2 protein-coding genes are annotated in these 3,267 nt (G+C 68.2%); both read left to right on the top strand.

Annotated features, from left to right (window positions below):
• Window positions 1-1,476 precede the first annotated feature (1,476 nt).
• On the top strand, window positions 1,477-2,724 hold the full coding sequence (locus tag AB0I88_RS41120; protein ID WP_361037708.1) for an IS256 family transposase: 1,248 nt from the start codon (window positions 1,477-1,479) through the stop codon (window positions 2,722-2,724).
• Window positions 2,721-2,921 carry a hypothetical protein gene (locus AB0I88_RS41115; RefSeq protein WP_361037706.1) on the top strand — a complete coding sequence of 67 codons (201 nt, stop codon included), beginning with the start codon at window positions 2,721-2,723 and terminating at the stop codon, window positions 2,919-2,921. Before AB0I88_RS41120 ends, AB0I88_RS41115 begins: the two co-directional genes overlap by 4 nt.
• Window positions 2,922-3,267: the final 346 nt, after the last annotated feature.

Here is a 3,267-nt window from a genome sequence, read left to right as displayed (position 1 = left end):
CGCGGCACGCGGTTGCGCCGCGGCACGCGGTTGCGCCGCGGCACGCGGTTGCGCCGCGGCACGCGGTTGCGCCGCGGCACGCGGTTGCGCCGCGGGACGCGGTTGCGCCGCGGGACGCGGTTGCGCCGCGGGACGCGGTTGCGCCGCGGGACGCGGTTGCGCCGCGGGACGCGGTTGCGGTGCCAGGCGCGGTTGCGGTGCCAGGCGCGGTTGCGGTGCCAGGCGCGGTTGCGCCGCGGGACGCGGTTGCGGTGCCAGGCGCGGTTGCGGGATGGCTGCCGGTTTCATGGTGGCCGGCGGCTTCGAGGCGACCGGGTCCGGTGTGCGTGAGGGCGCTTCGGTGGTTTCACTGCCCGTGGCGGCGATAGCGGCGGCGCGACGTAAGCGTTGAGCGTGACGCTGCCGCAGTCCCCAAGCCCGATGCCGCTCATGCTCACGGCGGAAATCCTCAGCGGCCTGAGAATAATTCCGGCGCGCCCGCCGATCACGCATCGTGGCCAACTCTTTCGTGGCGAATATCTGGAGCTGCCGCATACCTAAATTGTCCCGCGCCCGAAGAATAAACTGTAAGACCCGCCAAGAACTGGATCATGCCAATCTATTGAGATGCGGCAGAGAAGAAACTGTCAGGGGCATCACCGGCAACCCGTCGGAGGGATTTGGCCCCGGTCGGCCGCTCGCCTTGACCCCTTTGTCCCTTGCGGAGGGATGCGGGAATGACCGCGTATCGTTCGTTCAATTCCGGCACGCTAAAACCGGCGCAATCACTCACCGCAGCCGCCGATCTTGAAACGGCTGTGGATCTGATGCTGAGCCGGTCTCTCGGGACCCGTCGTACTGAAGGTCCTCGGCGGGCCGGGCAGCGGAACAGACGACCTTGCTGAGCTGTCAGGCAAGAGGGCCCTGGAGACCCTGATCCGGGTGTGTTCGTCACCGAGGGGGATCAGCGGGAAGGACGTGGCCGGCCGCAATGACTCTTCGGCGGCCGGCGATGGCCCTGACGCTGTCCATGAACGCCACTTCCGGCCCTGACCAGCCGAGACGCGCGGCCACCGCGATGATCATGATCTCGCCACTCACTCGGAGACGAACGCACCCTTCTGATCCTGGCACACGATCGATGCCGAACCCGTCCGTGCGCCGGGCCCGGAGGCCCAGGCGTGACCAGCCACCGGCCCGGCAGACAGGCCGACGGCCGGGGTGGGCAGGGTGCGTTCGTTTCTGAGGGAGATCGGCGAGGATGCGCCGGCCAGCAGCAATGACCCCCTCCGGCAACCACCGACGACCGCTGGAAGTATCCATGACCGCCACTTGGCGGCACTGATCAGCCCCCGAGACAGTGGCGTCCCTGATAGTGGTGTAACGCGATCGGCGTGATCGTCGGGCGGCCCGGTCTGCGGGCTGAACGAAGAGCGCGGTCATCGCGTGATCTTTCGAGTGAACCTTCCACAGCACTCTCGAAAGGGCTCTATCGCGATGACCGCACCCCACATCATCAACCCTGCCGTCCTGCTGGACCAAGCGCTGTCGGACGCGTCGCCGGACCTGATGCGGCACCTGCTGTCCACGACGATCAACGCCCTGCTGTCGGCCGAGGCCGACGCCGTCTGCGGGGCCGAGTACGGCACGGCCTCGCCCGAGCGGGTCAACTCCCGTAACGGCTACCGGCACCGGGAGCTCGACACCCGGGTCGGCACCGTCGACGTCGCGATCCCGAAACTACGGCAAGGCTCGTACTTCCCGGACTGGCTGCTCGAGCGGCGTAAACGGGCCGAGGCCGCCCTCGTGAGCGTGGTCGCGACCTGCTACCTGCTCGGCGTCTCCACCCGGCGCATGGACAAACTCGTGCAGAGCCTGGGTATCACCACCCTGTCCCGGTCACAGGTCTCCCGGATGGCGACCGACCTCGACGCCCAGGTCGCAGCGTTTCGCACCCGCCCTCTGCACGAGTCCGGGCCGTTCACCTTCGTGGCCGCCGACGCGTTGACCATGAAGGTCCGGGAACAGGGCCGGGTCGTCAAAGCAGTCGTTCTCGTGGCGACCGGCGTCAACGCCGACGGCCACCGCGAAGTCCTCGGCGTCAAAGTCGCCACCAGCGAAACGAAACAGGCATGGAACACGTTCTTCGCCGACCTGGTCGCCCGCGGCCTGACCGGCGTCTGCCTGGTCACCTCGGACGCGCACGCCGGCCTGGTCGACGCGATCGCCGCGAACCTGCCCGGCACCAGCTGGCAACGCTGCCGCACCCACTACGCCGCGAACCTCATGGCCGTGTGCCCGAAGTCGGCGTGGCCGGCCGTCAAGACCATGCTGCACTCCGTCTACGACCAGCCTGACCCGGACTCGGTGAACGCCCAGTTCGACAAACTCCTCGACTCGGTCAGCAGGTCCCTGCCCAAGGTCGCCGAACACCTCGACGACGCCCGCGCCGACCTGCTCGCCTTCACCGGCTTCCCGCAACAGATCTGGCGCCAGATCTGGTCGAACAACCCCAACGAGCGGCTGAACAAGGAGATCCGACGCCGGACCGACGTCGTCGGGATCTTCCCCGACCGCGACGCGATCATCCGCCTCGTCGGCGCCGTCCTGGCCGAACAACACGACGAATGGACCGAAGGCCGCCGCTACTTCGCCCTCGACGTGCTCGACCGCGCCCGCACCACGCCCACCACCATCGTGTCCACCGCGACCACCGACGACCTGCAACTGGAGAGCGCAGCATGACCGACCCGACCGGCGAGCCCGCCATTCCCGACCCGGCCGAACGCGCCGCCCTCAACGCCGCTCTGCACACCGACAACATCGAGACCGGCTGGTGGGACGACCAAGGCCGGCCCGCACCCTGGCCCGACGACATTGACCAATGGCAACCCGAAACCGGCGAAACCATCACCCGCAGGCCCGGAGAACAACCCTTCTAACCAGCACAACTCGAAAGATCCGCCGTTACACCACTCCCAGGGACTTGACCGGCGGGTCCTTCTCGCGATCTCAGGGTGGACGCCTTGCTCAAGAGAGGCCGTCTACCTGCGGAAACGCCGCGGCGAACGGGTCTTCACCCGTCTTGGATCGCCGCCGCCGGCCTTGGATTCCTTGATCGAGGTCCGAGTGCCGCTCCCCGGCACGCGTGAGGTGTGGCCCGGTGACCGGGCCGGCCCGGGTGTGGGCCGGCCCGGATGTGGGCCGGTAGCGAGCCTTGACCCTGCCGGCCGTCTACTTCTCTCGCACCCTTCCGAGGCCCGGATGCGCTGGACGGCACGCACGTAG

The organism is Actinoplanes sp. NPDC049802, assembly GCF_040656595.1.
In the GTDB taxonomy this organism is placed as follows: domain Bacteria; phylum Actinomycetota; class Actinomycetes; order Mycobacteriales; family Micromonosporaceae; genus Actinoplanes.
This window is presented reverse-complemented; position numbering and strand designations above follow the sequence as displayed.

Coding starts and splice junctions, on each gene's coding strand:
- AB0I88_RS41120 (WP_361037708.1), top strand. CDS start 1,477: ATGACCGCACCCCACATCATCAACCCTGCCGTCCTGCTGGACCAAGCG.
- AB0I88_RS41115 (WP_361037706.1), top strand. CDS start 2,721: ATGACCGACCCGACCGGCGAGCCCGCCATTCCCGACCCGGCCGAACGC.